This window comes from Pseudoroseicyclus aestuarii, from assembly GCF_003217255.1.
In the GTDB taxonomy this organism is placed as follows: domain Bacteria; phylum Pseudomonadota; class Alphaproteobacteria; order Rhodobacterales; family Rhodobacteraceae; genus Pseudoroseicyclus; species Pseudoroseicyclus aestuarii.
In genome coordinates this window covers 378620-392675 of record NZ_QJTE01000002.1, presented here as the reverse complement: position 1 = coordinate 392675, position 14056 = coordinate 378620, and the positions used below count along the sequence as shown (strand labels likewise).

The following is a 14056-nucleotide window of genomic DNA, read 5'->3' as shown; positions in this document are numbered from 1 at the left end:
GTCAGATCTCCATCAGCTGGCGGATCATCGAATCCGCGGCGGTCATCACGCGGGCATTGGCGGCATAGGCCTGCTCGATGCGCAGCAGCATCTGCATCTCGCGGTCGCTGTCGACGCCGGAGATCAGCTCCGCCTCGCGCATGGTCTCCCAGCGGGCGGTCGCGAAGCCGAGCTGCTCTTCGGCATCGACGCGGGCGCTGCCGGTGCTGGTCGAGACGCGGGTGGCAAGGCCCGCGGCGCTGGCCGCCAAGCCGCCTGCGGGAGGCGTGCGCTTGGCGGCCAGGGCCCCGATCCAGGCGTCGATCTGGCGGGCCTCGCCGACTGGGCCCGCTGCGGCGGCGTTCAACCCGTCGCGCAGCAGCGTCACATCGCCGCCGGCCGTGCGGTCGACCGCCGCGTTCACGGCGATCCGCCCCGAGAGCCCTGTCACGTCCAGCGGGTCGAGAGGCGAGCCGTTATCCGTCAGAAGACCAGCGCCCCCGGCGGGAATCGTGGGATCGGCGGCCGGGTCGGAGAGGCGGAGGATCAGGTCCTGCGCCACCTCGTCGAGCTGCGCCTGCACCCCGGGCAGCGTCTCGTCCCGCAGCTGGAAGCTGGCGCCCAGCGCGCCGCCAACGAGCTTGCCCACCCCGTCGGCGCTGGCGACCGGCTTGCCATTGATGCTGAGGCCGGAGAGCGTGCCGCCGGCAAGCGACATGTCGGCCGTCACGAGGCCCACGGGCGAAAAACCGATCTGCGCCGCCCTGTCGTCAAGCAGCACCTGCCCGGCCTGGCTGATCACCGCGACGGAGCCGTTATCGCGCGACAGCAGGCGGATCGGGACGATCCCGGCGATCTTGTCGATCACCACCTGCCGCTGGTCCTTGAGCCCGGATTCGTCGAGGCCCGTGTAGCGGGCGCGGGCGATATCGTCGTTCAGCACCTCGACCCTTGCGAGAGCCTCGTTCAGCGTCGTCACCTGGGCGGCGATATCGTCGTCTGCGCGGGCCCGCATCTCGGCCAGCCCGTCGGAGGCCCTGTTCAAGGTGCTCGCGACCTCGCCCAGCCTGTCGGAAACGGCGTTCAGCCGCAGGGTCGAGGCGGGATCGGCCGATGCCGTGGCAAGGGCCTGCTCGAGCGCGGCGATCCGCCCGGCGATGGAGCTGGCATCGCCCGGCGCGCCGACCAGCTGCTCGACCCGTTCCAGCGCCTCGGCGCCGGCCTGCTGGGCGCCCCGTTCGGCATCGGCGAGGCGGCGATCGGCAAGGATGCCGCGATCGACGATGCGGGTGACGCCATCGACCTGCACCCCCGCCCCGCCCTTGCCGATCACCTGCGAGGACAGCGCCACCTCGCGCCGGCCATAGCCGTCGGTATTGGCATTGGCGATGTTGGACGCCACGGTCTGCGCCATGCGCCCCGTCGCGGTTAGACCGCTAAGGGCATTGGCAAGGGTCATCGAGATCGACATCGGCGCAGCCTCCGCGGTTCAGTCTCAGCGCTTGAGGTTGGTGGTTTCCTGCAGCATCTCGTCCACCGTCTGGACGATCTTGGCGTTGGACGAATAGGCCCGCTGCGTCTGAATCAGATCGGTCAGCTCCTTGGCGACATCGGTCGCCGATTCCTGCAGCGCGAAGTTCGCGATGGTCCCGGTCGGCCCGTCGCCCGCGTTCCACAGCAGGAAGCCGCCGCTTTCGCGCGTCACCTCGAAGGCCTGGCCGGTGGCGGAATTCATCGCATTGGCATCGGGGACGTCGACCAGCGGGATCTGGTAGAGGACGCGGGTGATGCCGTTGTCGTACTGGGCGCGCAGGTAGCCGTTGTCGTCGACGTCGACGCCGGTCATGTTGCCGGCCGCATTGCCGTCCTTGCTGATCTGCACCGGGGCGAAAACGTCCGACAGCTGGGTCGTGCCGTTGCCGTCGCCGATCTCGCCGATGTTGATCTGAATCGGGCCGGCATCGGCGGTCACCGTGATGCTGCCGGTCTGCGCGTCATAGGCGCCGCCGACGGTATCGGCCACGCCGGCCAGCGTTCCGCCGAGGTCGCGCACATCGGCGAAGGTCAGGGTGTAGTCGCCGATCACCGCGCCGCCCGAGGCGCTGTCGGCGATGGTCATCGCCCATTCGTTCGTCGCCGGATCGCCCGCGGCAGGGACCGTCGGGGTGAAGGTGATCGTCAGCGCCTCGGGCTTGCCGAGGTTGTCGAAGTACTCCAGCGTCATCTCTTCGGGCAGCCCGTCGCCGGTATCCTCGGTGCCGGTGGCGGGCAGGTTCACGGCGAGGTCGATCTCGGTCGTGGCGCTGCCGGTGAAGGCGGACATGTTGACGCGAACCGGCTCGAGCCCGGCGACCGTGTCGCGCGGGAAATTCTCGAAGGAGCCGTCGAAGTTGGCGGGCCAGCCCAGCAGCATTTTGCCCTGCGGACTTTGCAGGTAGCCGGCATCGTTGATCTCGAAGGAGCCGGTCGAGGTCAGCTGCAGCGGAAGCTGCCCGTCGGTCAGCTGCGCCGGCGTCGCGGCGGTCACCGGCAGGAAGCCGCGGCCCGAGACGGCAAGGTCGGTCGCATTCGAGGTGCCGGTGATCGCGCCCCCTTCGTTCGCCACGCGGAAGGCAGAACTGCTGACGCCGCCGGCGGTATAGCGGCCGGAGCCGGAGGAGCCGTTGACGACCATCTGCGTGAAATCCGTGACCGCGCGCTTGTAGCCCAGGGTCGAGGAGTTCGCGATGTTGTCGGAGATGGTCGCGAGCCGGCCGGCATTCGCCGCGAGGCCGGTCACTCCGGCCCTGAGCGAGGAAGAAATCGTCATAAGGGGGCCCTTCTGGTTTCGAAGACGATGGTTGCTGCCTTGCTAGCCGCCGCCGTTTAAGATGGCGTGAATGCGGGCTAGGCCGCGATCAGAGATCGCTGCGAAGCAGGATGATCTCGATCCTGTCGTTGCGCGGCGCGCTCGCGTCCCCGACGACCGGGGAGCGGTCGGCATGGCCGGTGACGCGGCGCACCCGCTCCCTGTCCAGGCCGTGATCCTCGAGCATCTCGCGCACCCGCAGCGCCCTTTCGGAAGACAGCGGGAAAAGCGGCGGATCGACCCGCATCACGGGCTTCGCGGCCAGATGCGCCTCGACGGCGACACGGTTGCTCACGAGGCCCGAGACCTCGGCGATCATCGCCACCAGCGCCTCGGTCACCGGCATCGGCTCTGCCGTGTCGCCGGCGAAGAGCGGGGCGTCGGGCAGGGCGAAAAGCTCGATGATCAGCCCCTCGTCCGTCAGGCGGGTCACGACGTGGCGCATCGCGTTCTCGCTGACGAAGGTCTCGCCGCCGAAGCCGAGCAGGGCCTCTTCGACCTCGCGCAGGGCGGCAATCTCGGCGGCCTCCATGTCGTCGGCGGCCTTCCCGTCGATGCCCGTGGGGGTCCGGCCGCTGTCGCCGCGATCGGGATTGAAGGGCACCGCCCCGAGCACGCCGGAGTTGCTGCCGGTGCCATCCGCGATCTCGGTCATCTCCGTGTGCATGCTGTCGCCATTCATCACGTTCTCGCCGCCGCCCGAGGTGCGGCTGACGGAAATCGTCGGCGAGAAGTAGTCGGCAAGGCCGCTGCGCTGCTGCTCCGTCGTCGCGTTCAGCAGCCACATCAGCAGAAAGAAGGCCATCATCGCGGTCACGAAGTCCGCATAGGCCACCTTCCAGGCGCCGCCGTGGTGGCCATCGCCGCCCGCGACCTTCTTGCGCTTGATGATGATCGGTCGTTCGCCCACGGTCACACTCCGCTTTCACCCACGGCGTGATCCTGAAGCGGCGGCGTTAAATGACTGTGTAGGAAAACCCGCCCGGTCAGGCGCGGCGGCGCCAAAGCTCGTCGGGTCCGCAGAACTCGACAAGATCATGCCCCGTTTCGCGCATGATGCGGCCAAGGTCCGGGCTGCCCGCGTTGTTCTCGATCGCCCAGAGCGCGACGCGGTGCCTGTCGAAATCAAAGGCCTCGAGCGCCGCCAGCTCTCCCCCCTCGATATCGAGGGATACGAAGTCGGGCGTGCCGATCCCCGCCTCGTCGAAGATCGTCGAGAGGCTGCGCGTTTCGACCTCGATCCGCTCTTCGGCATGGCGCGGATCGGCGCGCACCCGGTCCAGCAGCGCGGCGTCGTAGCTGCCTGCAAGCCCGCTCATCTGGGTGTAGCCGGCGGTGACGGCGACGAAATCGGCCCGCCCCTCGCCGGCGGCGACGGCATAGGGCAGGCAGGGGCAGCGGCGCACCGCCGTCGCGCGGGCAAGCTGCGCCGGCACCGGCTCGACCAGCACGCCGGTCCAGCCGCGCCGCTGCTCGAGGAACAGCGTGTTCGATCCGGTCACGCCGTCATAGCCGCCGATATCGGCGAAGACGCCGGGTTTGCCACCCATGAGACGGTCGACGACCCTGTCCTGCCCGGCTTGGCTGGAATAGGCATAGCCGGGATCGAGCATGCGCCTGATCTCGTGCTGCTGGCGCACCAGCGGCGCGCGGGCCCGGCTGCGATCCTCGGCCAGCCGCGCCTCGATCTGCCGCAGCGCCTCGGCCAGTTCGGCCCGGCCGCGGGCGATCGCCTCGTCGATGCTCATGCCGCACCCTCGCCATCCGGGTCGGTGTAGGATTTCTCCTCGATCAGGGTCGAGCCCAGCGCCTCGTTGATGCGGCGCTTGATCTCGGCGCGGCGGTCGTTGGTGCGGTAAACGCTGCGGGCCAGCGCGACGAAGGTCTCCGAGAAGTCCTGCCGCGCCTCGCAGGCCCGAATATCGTCCTCGACCTGCCAGAGTATTGCGTTGATCTGGTAGAGCTCGTCCCAGAGGGTGCGGATCTCCGGACTGTCCGGCATCGCGTCGCGGGCGATGTCCGACAGGGCCGCACGCTCCTCGCGGACATGGGCCAGCTTCGCAGGCTCCGCGATCCGCTCCTCCTTCAGGCGCAGGATCGTCAGCTTGTCGAGCAATTCGCCGGGCGAGATGGGGGCGAGGATCTCCGTCATGGCCGGCTCTCCGTCAGAGCGGCGAGGCGGCGCGCCACCTCGGCGAAGACGCTGTCCCAGTCGCGCGGCGCGGGCTGGCGGATCAGCGTCATCGAGGGATACCAGGGCGTTGTCTCGCCCTCGTGCCGCCACAGCCAGAAGGCGTCCCAGTGCAGCAGCACCCAGACCGGCACCCCCAGCGAGCCGGCAAGATGCGCCGTCGCGGTGTCCGATGTCACGACGAGGTCCATCTCGCGCATCAGCGCGGCGCAATCGGCGAAGTCCCTGTCGCTCGACCCCGCATCCAGGATGAAGGCGGCGCTGCCGTCGGCGCGAAAGGCCTCCGCCGCCGGCCCCTTGTAGAGCGAGAAAAGCTTGACCCCCGGCAGATCGGCCAGCGGCAAGAAGCGCTCGTGCCCGAAACTGCGGTGGGCATTGCCGCGGTAGGTCAGCGATCCGGTCCAGACGACGCCGACCTTGAGGGCTGCGCCATGCGGGCCGGCGATCGAGCGGGCGCGGCGTACCGCATCCTCGGGGACCGCCATGCGCGCCGGTGCAGGAATATCGTCCTGGGACGCGAAATGATGCGTCGGCAGGTCCATCATGTCGGTCCAGAGATCGAAGCGGGGCCCCTCCGGCGTCAGCTGGCCCACCCAATCGGCGCCATGCACCTGCTGCAGAAGCCGCAGCACCGGCGGGGCGCAATGCAGCAGCACCCGCTCCGGCCCGTATTGCCGAAGCACCGGCAGGAAGCGCGCGAAGGCGATGGTATCGCCGAAGCCCTGTTCGGGCAGCACGGCAATGGTCTTGCCGCGCAGGCCGCCGCCGTCCCATTCGGGTTGCGGCAGACGGCGCGGCGTCAGCTCCTCCGTCTGCCAGCGCACGGCGTAGTTCTCGAAACCCTCGGCGTAGCGGCCCGCGGCAAGCTGCGTCAGCGCGAGCTGAAGCTTCAGCTCCGTCTCCTCCGGGTGCTCGCGGATGAAGCGCGCGAGCGTCGCGATCCCCTCCTCGTATCGCCCGAGGCTGCGCAGCGCCTTGCCCACCATCGCCTTGGTCGCCGCGTCGTCGGGGCTCTGCTCCAGCACCGCGCGGCGATGGGTCAGCGCCTCTTCGCTGCGGCCGCTGTCGGCCAGCGCATTGGCAAAGTTGATCAGCACGGGCAGTGAGGTCGGGGCGAGCGCGAAGGCGCGTTCCTGTGCCCGCAGCGCCTGATCCAGCCGCCCCTCGGCCCGCATCAGGGCGCCGAAGTTCGACCACATCTGCGCGTCGTCCGCGCGCTGCGACAGGTAGGCGGTGTAAAGCGGCTTGGCCTCGCCCGGCTTGCCGCCGCGGTGCAGCGCCAGCGCCCGCTGCCGCAGATCCGCGGGCTGCTCAGCCCTCTGCGCCACGACGCCGGACCGGGCTGAGAAGCGTTTCGGGCCGCCGCGCCTCGGCCGCCTCGAACAGCGAGAAGGTCTGGCTGACGTAGTTCACCGCGCCCGAGATCAGCTCCATGTAGGCCTCGAGATCGGGGGTCACCTCGGTCTCGACGACCTGCACCGGGCGCTCGGGCCCCACCGTCTCGAAGCCGGCATAAAACAGCGGCTCGCCACGCTTGAGGCGGATCGGTTTGTCCGGCTCGTGCCACTCGAAGGCCCACATCAGCGGGCGCGGCCAGACGTTGATCGGAAAGCGCCCGCCGAACAGCGTGCCGGGCAGCGGATCGGGGCGGTAGTGCATGAAGGGCGGCACCTGCGCCATGTAGACGGGCTCGTCCGCGACGAAGACGTAAGGCAGGCTCAGCTGCAGGGTCGGCACGCCCTTGTGCCGCCACTCGGCCTCGTTCGTCAGGTGCAGCTTCTCGCCCAGCTTGCTGGCGCGAATCGCGCTCGCCTCGCCGGCGAGGTTGCGCAGGAAGGGCTTGCCCTTGTCGTCGCGGCCGAAGCCGATGTGGATGTCGAAGGGGCAGCGGATCAGGAAATACCGGCTTTCCAGCGTGATCACCGCCGGGCAGCGCGAGGCGCTCTTGGCGTGGCGGCGGTCCAGCTCGGCCGAGCGCACGCGCTCGGGCGGGGCGTAGATGATGCCGCCCTTCTGCTCGGTCAGGAACCAGCCGACCTGCACCGGCCCGCTGCGCCGCGGATCGCCGGTCGTGTCATCCAGATGTACGGTGAACTGCATCGCGCGCCCCTTGCCTCGGCCGGGGCGACGGTGCCCCGCCCCGGCCCCCTTGTCAAAGCGCCTGCAGACCGTCCCATGTCAGCTTGCAGCCGACCAGCGTCACCATCGTGTACATGAGCGGGTAGAAGACCTCGGGCCGCATCCGCCGGACCAGTGCCGCGCCGGCCAGCGTCGCCAGCGCCGCCAGCGGCATCAGCATCGCCGAGGCGGTAAGGTTGGCGACGTCCAGCTGCCCCAGCGCGGCATAGGGGATCAGCTTGACCATGTTGACGACGGCGAAGAAGACCACGCTGGTGCCGGTGTACAGCCGCGGATCCTGCCGCAGCGGCAGCGTGTAGACCTGGTAGGGCGGCCCGCCCGCATGGGCGACGAAGCTGGTATAGCCGGCAAGGGATCCCCAGACCCCGGCGGCGGCGGCATTGTGCGGCCGTGGCGTCGCGGGGCTGCGCCGCGCCTTGATGGCGCCCTGCGCCCAGCGCGCGACGAAGACCAGCGCGATCACGCCCACGATCAGCCGCACCATCGCGTCCGAGGTCCAGGCCGCCGTGGCCCAGCCGACGGCGATTCCGACCATGGCCGCCGGCAGCATCATCTTCAGCACGCGGCGGTCGAAGGTGCCGCGCCAGCTCCAGAGGCTGACCCAGTCCATGACGATCAGGATCGGCAGGAGGATCCCCGCCGCCTGCACCGGCGGGATCGTCAGCGCCATGACCGGCACGCCCAGCAGCGCCATGGCGCCGCCCAGCCCGCCCTTCGACAGCCCGACCAGCACCACCGCCAGACAGGCCGCTGCCAGGGCCAGCGGGTCCGAGAACACGAAACCTTGCATTGCCTGCGATCCTCCCGCCGGCCTGCCTGCGCTCCGCCCCTGCGGGTGTCAAGTTCGGGAACCCGGGGCGCGGGCCGGGGACTTGTACCCGGAGCAGAACGAAGAGGATCGTGCCATGGACGTGACATTGACGGGCAAGCGGGTGCTGGTGACGGGCGGCACGCAGGGAATCGGCGCCGCCATCGCCGAGGCCGCCGCGAAAAGCGGGGCCGCGGCGGTCACCCTTGTCGGGCGCGATGCCGAGAAGGGCGAGCGCGTCGCCGAGCGGCTGCGCGGCCATGGCTGCGAAGTGAAGGTCGCGCCGGGCGATCTGGCCGAAGCCGAGACGCCGGTGCGGGTCTTCGAAAAGGCGGTGGAGCTGATGGGGGGCGTCGACTGCCTCGTGAACTCTGCCGGCCTGTCGAGCCGGGCCTCCTTCCTCGACGCCGAGCCCGAGCTTTTCGACAAGCTCTTCGCGCTGAACACGCGGGCAGGCTTCTTCCTGATGCAGCAGCTGATCCGGCACCTGAAGGAGCGCGGCGATCCCGGCGCCATCGTCAACGTGCTGTCGATGAACGCCCATTGCGGCGCCCCCGAGCTGGCGGTCTATTCCGGCACCAAGGGCGCCATGGCGACGCTGACGAAGAACGCGGCCAATGCCCATGCCGCCGACCGGATCCGCGCCAATGGCATCATGCTGGGCTGGACCGACACCGCCGGTGAGCGGACCATGCAGGCCGAGACGCTGGGCAAGGGCGAGGGCTGGCTGGAGGAGGCAGAGGCCCGCCAGCCCTTCGGTCGCCTGCTCAAGCCCGAGGATGTCGCGCGTCTCGCGCTCTACCTGCTGTCCGACGCCTCCGGCCTGCAGACCGGAACGCTCGTCGATCTGGAGCAGCGGGTGAGCGGCGCGCCGCCCGCCAATGTCGGCTAGGGGCGCGGCTAGAGGTAGCTGCGCACGAGGCTGCCGGCCAAAAGGCTCCAGCCGTCCGCGACGACGAAGAAGGCCAGCTTGAACGGCAGCGAGACGATCGCCGGCGGCACCATCATCATGCCCATCGACATCAGCACCGCCGCCACCACCAGATCGATGATCAGGAAGGGCAGGAAGATCATGAAGCCGACCTGGAAAGCCCGCGCGATCTCGGAGAGCATGAAGCTGGGCACCAGCACCGAGAGCGGCGCCTCCGGAATCGGCTGAGCGGGGTCGAGGCCGGGGCGCAGGCCAGCCAGCGCCTCGAAGCTGCCCGGGTCGATCCGGTTGGCCATGAAGCCGCGAAAGGGCTCGATCGCGCGCAGGAAGGCCTCGTCGATCTCGATCGCGCCTTCGGTCCAGGGGCGGATGCCCTGCTGCCAGGCGGCGGTCAGCACCGGGTCCATCACGAACCAGGTCAGGAACAGCGCGAGGCTGACCAGCAGCATGTTTGGCGGCGATTGCTGCAGGCCCAGCGCCTGCCGCAGGATGGCCAGCACGGTGACCATGAAGGGAAAGCAGGTGATCATCACCGCCAGTCCCGGCACCAGCCCCAGCAGCGTGACCAGCACCAGAAGCTGCACGCTGCGCTCGGCCAGCGCGCCGCCTTCCGGCAGCGGCAGGTCTAAGGGCGCCCCCTGCGCCCTACCGGGATCGGCCCAGATCAGGACCAGAAGACACGCCAGAACCAGCGTCACCAGAAGCGGCAGGATCGCCGCGAGAAGACGGTGGGCCCGCCCCGGGCGCCGCGCACCCGCGCCGCTGCCCGCGACTTCGCGGTTGAATGCCCCTGCCTCGCCGGCCTGCCGGCGCCCGGGACCGGCCCGCGGGTCGGCCGCAGGCGGATGGAAAGGCCGGGGCCTGCCCATCCTCAGCCCAGGTCGCCGCCCGCGCTGGCGACCTCTGTCAGCCGCACGGCAAGCTGGCCCGGCTCTCCTCCCTCCATCTCCTGCAGCTCGCCGCGCGCGATGAGCCGGCCGCCGACGTAAAGCTCCACCGGGTCCTCGACGCGGCGGTCCAGCGGCAGCACGGCGTTCTCCTCGAGAGAGAGCAGGTCCCGCACGGTCGGCCGCGCCCGGCCTACCATGATCGTCACCTCGATCGGGACGGACCGCAGCGGATGGTCGTCGCCGGCGGCAGTCGTGGGATCATCCATGGCGCTCACTCCTCTCGGCGCGGTGTTGTGCAAGCGGATCCTCGGCAGAGAAGGCCGCACCCGGCGTCGCCTCCGCTTCCGGGACGGCCCCTCCGGGCTGCGCGGCGCCAGAAGGACCCGCCTCCTCGCCGGGCGCCCCACTCGTGCCCGCCGCCAGAGCATCCAGCGCGCCGCGCAGCTCCTCGACGAGCGAGAGGGCATCGAGCATCGTCGCGCTGCCGCCCCGCTCGAGAACGAGCTGGCCCGGCTCCAGCACCGGGTCCGGCTGCAGGCGCAGCGGCAGCGGCGCGCTGCTGGCGACCTGCTCGAAGGCCTCCGTTTCGGTGGGCGCGACGCGCAGGGTGACCGGCAGCCCGGCATCGGCCTCGGCGGCCTCAGCCAGCCTCTCGGCGAGGCGCAGCGCCAGGCCTTGCGCCGCCAGCCCGGGGACCAGGCTTTCCGACAGCGCGGCGAAGAGCGGGCGCAGCGCGGCGAGCAGATGCGCCCGCGCCTCGGCATAGCCGAAGCCCATGTCGTCGAGCGTCTGCACCAGCCGCTCCGTCAGCGCCGCCTGCTCTGCCGCCGCGGCGGCGCGCCCCGCCTCGACACCGGCGGCATGCCCCTCGAGCCAGTCCTCGCCCGGCCCCTCGGGATCGACCCGCGCCAGCGGCTCTGGGCTGTCGTCGAAGCATTCGAGCCATTCCGCGATCGCCATCACGCAACCTCCGTATCTTCATCCTCGACCCAGCTTTGCAGGATCTGCAGGGTCTCCACCTGGCGCTCCTCGATCAGCCGGCGCAGCCGCTCTGCCGGATCGCTCTCCTCCTCGCCGCCGCCCATGTCGCCCATGTCGAAATCGGCCGGCAGCATCGCGAAGCCGCCGGTATCGAGGTCGGGCGCGCCCCCCATATCCCCCGCCTCCGGCAGCGGGAGGGCCGCGGCCTCGGCCGGCGCGGGCAGGCCCTGCCGCCCCGAGGTCAGGATCGGCCGCACCACGAAGAGGCCAAGGACCAGCGCCACCGCCGCCAGCACCCCGAGCTGGATCAGCCGCATCATGTCGAGCGGCGTGCCCGCGCCGGTGGCGACGGCCTCGGTGCCCATCGGCAGGATCGGCTCGAAGGCCATCGAGCGCACCGTGATCACATCGCCGCGCTCCTCGTTCAGGCCGACGGCAGAGGCGACGAGCGCGCTCAACGCGGCAAGCTCCTCCTCGCTGCGGGGGGTGGAGACGAGATCGCCCTCCGGACCCTCGGCCGTCTGGTCGTTGACCAGCACCGCCACGGTCAGGCGGCGCACGGCGCCGGGCCCGCGCAGGACCTCCCGGCTGGTCTCGGAAATCTCGTAGTTCGTCACCTGCCGCGTTTCGCTGGCCTGGTTGGAATTGCCGCCGCCCCCCGCCGCTTCGCCGTCGGGCAGGTTGGAGGCGACGGTGACATCGCCGCCGCTGCCCTGGGTGCTGTCGCTGCTCTCGAGGGTTTCGGTCGAGATGGCGACGCGGCTCTCGGGGTCGATCCGCCGCTCGACGATCTGCTCGGATTCGGTCGCCACCTCGACGCTCAGCTCGACCACGGCATTGCCCGGCCCGACCCGCGCCTCGAGCAGGCGCTCCGCCCGCGCGCGCAGCTCCTCGGTGCGGGAATCGCTGCCCGCGGCCGTGTCCTCCGGCGGCGAGACCAGCCCGTTCTCCGCATCGATGATCGCCACGTCGAGCGGCGCGAGGCCCGGAACGGCAGAGGCCACGAGGTACCGCAGCGCCTCGGCCTGGGCGCCCGAGAGGCCGCTGCCCCCGAGGCTGACGGTGACCGCGGCGGTCGGCCGCTCGTCGCGCGCGAAGGGCCGCGCCGTCGGGCTCGAGATATGCACGCGCGCCGAGCGGATGCCGGGCGTCGACAGGATCGTGCGCGCCAGCTCGCCCTCCTTGGCCCGCCAGTAGGCGGCATCGAACATCTGGCTGGTGGTGCCGAAGCCGGAGAGCTGATCCAGCAGCTCGTAGCCCTGCCCGCCATTGGCCGGCAGCCCCTCCGCGGCAAGGGTCAGCCGCAGCGAGTCGCGCTGGTCCTGCGGCACCCAGATCGAATCGCCGCGCACCTCGTAGGGGAGGCCGCGCTGGTCGAGCGCGCCGACGACTTCCCCGGCGGCGCTGGGTTCGAGCCCGGCGTAAAGCAGGGCGTTTTGCGTCCGCCCCGCGCCTCGCGTCAGGAGCAGGACGGCCGCAAAGACCAGAATCGCGGCCAGACCGGCGGCAACCTTGCGACGCGTGGTCAGACCGGACCAGAGGGACAGGGAGGCGTCCAAATCGGTTCTCCGTAGCTGGCGGACTTCTGCCGCGACGCCCCGCTTATGGCCCGATCGCACTTAACAATTGGTTAGTCGTTCCCGGCTTAACTCTCCTCATCCAGAACGGAGACCCGCCCTGCGCGGGGCAGGAGACCGGAGGAAGTCACAGCATGTCTGCCGCTGCCGATGTGGAGGGCGCCGAGGAAGCGCCGAAGAAGAAGTCGAAACTGCCGCTGATCCTCGGCATCGTCCTGCTGCTCGCCGGGGCGGGCGGCGGGTTCTTCGCCGCCTCGTCCGGGCTGATCGGCGGCGGCGGCGAGGCCGAGGAGCCGGCCGACCAGCTGGAGGCCGAGCCGGCCCCGCTGGCGCCCGCGGTCTTCGTGCCGCTGGACCCGCTGGTCATCAACCTGCCGGCGCGGTCGGGGCGCAATCTCCTGCGCTTCTCGGCCCAGCTCGAAGTGCCGCCGGAGCATGCGGAATCGGTCGAGGCGATACGGCCGCGCATCGTCGACGTGCTGAACGGCTACCTGCGCGCCGTGGAGGTCAGTGACCTTGCCGATCCGGCCGCCCTGGTCCGGCTGCGCGGGCAGATGCTGCGCCGGGTGCAGGTGGTGGCGGGCGAAGGGCGGGTGCGCGACCTGCTCGTGATGGAATTCGTGGTCAACTGAGGGGGGCGGGACGATGTCGCTGATCGCCGACATGCTGCTGGTCGCGGGTGCGCTCGCCGCGGCGCTGTACTGCATGGTGCTGTCGCGGCGGCTGCGCCGCTTCACGGATCTCGAATCGGGGGTCGGCGGCGCCGTGGCGGTCCTTTCCGCGCAGGTCGACGATCTGACCCGCACCGTCGCCCGCGCCCGCGACGCGGCCAGCACGCAGGTCGGCACGCTGAACGCGGCCACGGACCGGGCCGAGGCCGCGGCCAAGCGGCTGGAGCTTCTGGTCGCCTCGCTCCACGACCTGCCGGAGCCGCAGGCCGACCAACCCGAGGCGGAGGCACCGCCGGAGCCCTACTTCATTCGCAACGTCGACCTCGAGGTGACGCCATGACGCAGGATCCCCAGCAGATGCGCCGCGAGCCGCCCGTCTCCGGGCGCCCGGCGGCCGAGCCTCGGTCCAGGGGCAAGGGCAAGGGCGGGGCCGTCAAAACGCGCGCGAAGGGGCGGCCCGCCATCAGGCGCCGCGCCGCGCGCAGCGTGCTGCCGGTGATCGCGGGGCTGCTGCTGTTCTCGGGCGCGCTGCGCCTTTCCGACGGCGTCAGCCGGGCCCTGGCCGCCGATTCGGACCCGCCTCAGGAGGCGCCGGCAGAGACCGCCATCGGCGCCTGCGAGGGCACGCCGGAGCTTCTGGCCGCCTTCGACGCCCGCGAGGAGCGCGTCTCGCGGCGCGAGACGCAGGTAGAGGACAGGATGCAGGCGCTCCGCGTCGCGGAAGGCGAAATCGAGGAGAAGCTCCAGGCCCTGCAAGCCGCGGAGGAGAGGCTGTCGGCCACCCTCGCCCTGTCGGAGACCGCTGCCGAGGACGACCTGACCCGTCTGACGGCGGTCTACGAGAACATGAAGACCGAGGATGCCGCCGCCCTCTTCGAGCAGATGGCCCCCGAGTTCTCCGCAGGCTTCATCGCCCGGATGCAGCCCGAAATCGCGGCGGCGGTGATGAGCCGCCTGGAGGCGGGGACGGCCTATTCGATCAGCGCGATCCTCGCCGGGCGCAATGCCGCCGCGCCGACCGAGTGACGGCTGACGGAACCT

General features: G+C 70.7%; 16 protein-coding genes. 4 read left to right on the top strand and 12 right to left on the bottom strand.

What is annotated here, in order from left to right; all coding sequences use genetic code 11:
* Position 1: 1 nt before the first annotated feature.
* The 8 genes from flgK to DFP88_RS06675 all read right to left on the bottom strand — a co-directional run bounded on the left by flgK (position 2) and on the right by DFP88_RS06675 (position 7947).
* Positions 2–1450 (bottom strand): flagellar hook-associated protein FlgK, encoded by a 1449-nt coding sequence (gene flgK / locus DFP88_RS06710; protein ID WP_110813688.1) that lies wholly within the window; start codon positions 1448–1450, stop codon positions 2–4.
* A 24-nt stretch (positions 1451–1474) separates the two neighbouring features.
* Positions 1475–2788, bottom strand: coding sequence for a flagellar hook protein FlgE (locus DFP88_RS06705; RefSeq protein WP_110813687.1), 1314 nt, complete (start codon positions 2786–2788; stop codon positions 1475–1477).
* 88 nt (positions 2789–2876) lie between these two features.
* A complete protein-coding gene (locus tag DFP88_RS06700; RefSeq protein ID WP_342767692.1) occupies positions 2877–3737 on the bottom strand; it encodes a flagellar motor protein MotB in 861 nt (286 codons plus the stop codon).
* Positions 3738–3813: 76 nt separating this feature from the next.
* Positions 3814–4575 (bottom strand): FkbM family methyltransferase, encoded by a 762-nt coding sequence (locus tag DFP88_RS06695; RefSeq protein WP_110813685.1) that lies wholly within the window; start codon positions 4573–4575, stop codon positions 3814–3816.
* Complete coding sequence (locus DFP88_RS06690; protein ID WP_110813684.1) at positions 4572–4979, bottom strand: DUF6165 family protein; 408 nt, start codon at positions 4977–4979, stop codon at positions 4572–4574. Before DFP88_RS06690 ends, DFP88_RS06695 begins: the two co-directional genes overlap by 4 nt.
* Positions 4976–6346: a tetratricopeptide repeat protein gene (locus DFP88_RS06685; RefSeq protein ID WP_110813683.1), complete on the bottom strand. Its 1371-nt coding sequence runs from the start codon at positions 6344–6346 to the stop codon at positions 4976–4978. The genes DFP88_RS06690 and DFP88_RS06685 overlap by 4 nt, the downstream gene beginning before the upstream one ends.
* On the bottom strand, positions 6330–7118 hold the full coding sequence (locus DFP88_RS06680; protein WP_110813682.1) for a hypothetical protein: 789 nt from the start codon (positions 7116–7118) through the stop codon (positions 6330–6332). Before DFP88_RS06680 ends, DFP88_RS06685 begins: the two co-directional genes overlap by 17 nt.
* A 52-nt stretch (positions 7119–7170) precedes the next feature.
* Positions 7171–7947, bottom strand: a complete 777-nt coding sequence (locus DFP88_RS06675; RefSeq protein WP_110813681.1) for a sulfite exporter TauE/SafE family protein — start codon at positions 7945–7947, stop codon at positions 7171–7173.
* 115 nt (positions 7948–8062) lie between these two features.
* On the opposite strand from DFP88_RS06675, the gene DFP88_RS06670 reads away from it, so the two are divergent.
* Positions 8063–8857: an SDR family oxidoreductase gene (locus tag DFP88_RS06670; protein WP_110813680.1), complete on the top strand. Its 795-nt coding sequence runs from the start codon at positions 8063–8065 to the stop codon at positions 8855–8857.
* An 8-nt stretch (positions 8858–8865) separates the two neighbouring features.
* Here the strand turns inward: DFP88_RS06670 and fliP are convergent, their stop codons facing one another.
* The 4 genes from fliP to fliF all read right to left on the bottom strand — a co-directional run bounded on the left by fliP (position 8866) and on the right by fliF (position 12326).
* Positions 8866–9594 carry a flagellar type III secretion system pore protein FliP gene (gene fliP, locus DFP88_RS06665; RefSeq protein ID WP_425450815.1) on the bottom strand — a complete coding sequence of 243 codons (729 nt, stop codon included), beginning with the start codon at positions 9592–9594 and terminating at the stop codon, positions 8866–8868.
* A gap of 173 nt (positions 9595–9767) precedes the next feature.
* Complete coding sequence (locus DFP88_RS06660; protein ID WP_110813678.1) at positions 9768–10052, bottom strand: FliM/FliN family flagellar motor switch protein; 285 nt, start codon at positions 10050–10052, stop codon at positions 9768–9770.
* A complete protein-coding gene (locus DFP88_RS06655; RefSeq protein ID WP_110813677.1) occupies positions 10045–10746 on the bottom strand; it encodes a hypothetical protein in 702 nt (233 codons plus the stop codon). The genes DFP88_RS06660 and DFP88_RS06655 overlap by 8 nt, the downstream gene beginning before the upstream one ends.
* Positions 10746–12326, bottom strand: a complete 1581-nt coding sequence (gene fliF, locus DFP88_RS06650) for a flagellar basal-body MS-ring/collar protein FliF (RefSeq protein ID WP_110813676.1) — start codon at positions 12324–12326, stop codon at positions 10746–10748. The genes DFP88_RS06655 and fliF overlap by 1 nt, the downstream gene beginning before the upstream one ends.
* Positions 12327–12478: 152 nt before the next feature.
* Here fliF and DFP88_RS06645 point away from each other — a divergent pair, with 152 nt between their 5' ends.
* Genes DFP88_RS06645 through DFP88_RS06635 form a run of 3 tightly spaced genes read left to right on the top strand, consistent with a single transcriptional unit; the run spans position 12479 to position 14041 of the window.
* Positions 12479–12976, top strand: coding sequence for a flagellar basal body-associated FliL family protein (locus tag DFP88_RS06645; RefSeq protein WP_110813675.1), 498 nt, complete (start codon positions 12479–12481; stop codon positions 12974–12976).
* A 13-nt stretch (positions 12977–12989) separates the two neighbouring features.
* On the top strand, positions 12990–13355 hold the full coding sequence (locus DFP88_RS06640) for a hypothetical protein (RefSeq protein ID WP_110813674.1): 366 nt from the start codon (positions 12990–12992) through the stop codon (positions 13353–13355).
* Positions 13352–14041, top strand: coding sequence for a MotE family protein (locus DFP88_RS06635; RefSeq protein ID WP_245904720.1), 690 nt, complete (start codon positions 13352–13354; stop codon positions 14039–14041). Before DFP88_RS06640 ends, DFP88_RS06635 begins: the two co-directional genes overlap by 4 nt.
* Positions 14042–14056: the final 15 nt, after the last annotated feature.

Excerpts from the sequence above, each read along its gene's own strand:
- DFP88_RS06675 (WP_110813681.1), bottom strand. The coding sequence starts at position 7,947 with ATGCAAGGTTTCGTGTTCTCGGACCCGCTGGCCCTGGCAGCGGCCTGT.
- DFP88_RS06640 (WP_110813674.1), top strand. The coding sequence starts at position 12,990 with ATGTCGCTGATCGCCGACATGCTGCTGGTCGCGGGTGCGCTCGCCGCG.
- DFP88_RS06660 (WP_110813678.1), bottom strand. The coding sequence starts at position 10,052 with ATGGATGATCCCACGACTGCCGCCGGCGACGACCATCCGCTGCGGTCC.
- DFP88_RS06690 (WP_110813684.1), bottom strand. The coding sequence starts at position 4,979 with ATGACGGAGATCCTCGCCCCCATCTCGCCCGGCGAATTGCTCGACAAG.
- DFP88_RS06705 (WP_110813687.1), bottom strand. The coding sequence starts at position 2,788 with ATGACGATTTCTTCCTCGCTCAGGGCCGGAGTGACCGGCCTCGCGGCG.
- DFP88_RS06635 (WP_245904720.1), top strand. The coding sequence starts at position 13,352 with ATGACGCAGGATCCCCAGCAGATGCGCCGCGAGCCGCCCGTCTCCGGG.
- DFP88_RS06680 (WP_110813682.1), bottom strand. The coding sequence starts at position 7,118 with ATGCAGTTCACCGTACATCTGGATGACACGACCGGCGATCCGCGGCGC.
- DFP88_RS06655 (WP_110813677.1), bottom strand. The coding sequence starts at position 10,746 with ATGGCGATCGCGGAATGGCTCGAATGCTTCGACGACAGCCCAGAGCCG.
- flgK (WP_110813688.1), bottom strand. The coding sequence starts at position 1,450 with ATGTCGATCTCGATGACCCTTGCCAATGCCCTTAGCGGTCTAACCGCG.
- DFP88_RS06670 (WP_110813680.1), top strand. The coding sequence starts at position 8,063 with ATGGACGTGACATTGACGGGCAAGCGGGTGCTGGTGACGGGCGGCACG.
- DFP88_RS06695 (WP_110813685.1), bottom strand. The coding sequence starts at position 4,575 with ATGAGCATCGACGAGGCGATCGCCCGCGGCCGGGCCGAACTGGCCGAG.
- DFP88_RS06645 (WP_110813675.1), top strand. The coding sequence starts at position 12,479 with ATGTCTGCCGCTGCCGATGTGGAGGGCGCCGAGGAAGCGCCGAAGAAG.